The organism is Flavobacterium sp. FG139 (genome assembly GCF_057809695.1).
On the sequence record NZ_JBMDKL010000048.1, the window covers coordinates 1 to 737 of the forward strand.

The 737-nt window shown below is 41.1% G+C and carries 1 pseudogene; it reads right to left on the reverse strand.

What is annotated here, in order from left to right:
• Positions 1-737 (reverse strand): annotated as a pseudogene (locus ACODSI_RS15045) (hypothetical protein); the annotation flags it as partial.

Sequence of the window (737 nt, forward strand, 5' to 3'; positions counted from 1 at the left end):
TTTACCAATACGTTAGAGAAAGACGTACCACCAGTGTATCCGTTTACTGCTACACCCGTATCATCGTTAGCCACGATAGGCGCTGCAGTTACTGTAATAGTTACCGTAGCGGTATCACAATTAGTTGGATTTAATTTTTCACAGATTTGGTATACTAGGGTATAAGTACCCGCAGGAGTACCAGGAGCTACATTTACAGCCCCAGTTGTAGTATCTAAAGTTACATTAGGGTTTGAAGTAGAAACTTGAGTTAAGTTTACTTGCGCTAAAGTAACAGGAGCACCGTTAAGAGTATCGTTAACCAATACATTTGGAACAGCAGTACCACCATTATAACCGTTAGCAGAACCATTATCATCGTTAGCCACGATAGCAGGAGCATTTACTGTTACTGTAACGGTAGCTGTATCACAATTAGTTGGGTTTAATACTTCACAGATTTGGTATACAAGAGTGTAAGTACCAGCAGGAGTTCCTGCAGCTACTACTACATCCGTACCAGAAAGAGTCACACCAGGATTAGTAGAAGAAACAAAAGTAGTGTTTACTTGAGCTGCTACTACCGGTTGACCGTTAAGGGTATCGTTTACCAATACGTTAGAGAAAGACGTACCACCAGTGTATCCGTTTACTGCTACACCCGTATCATCGTTAGCCACGATAGGCGCTGCAGTTACTGTAATAGTTACCGTAGCGGTATCACAATTAGTTGGATTTAATTTTTCACAGATTTGGTA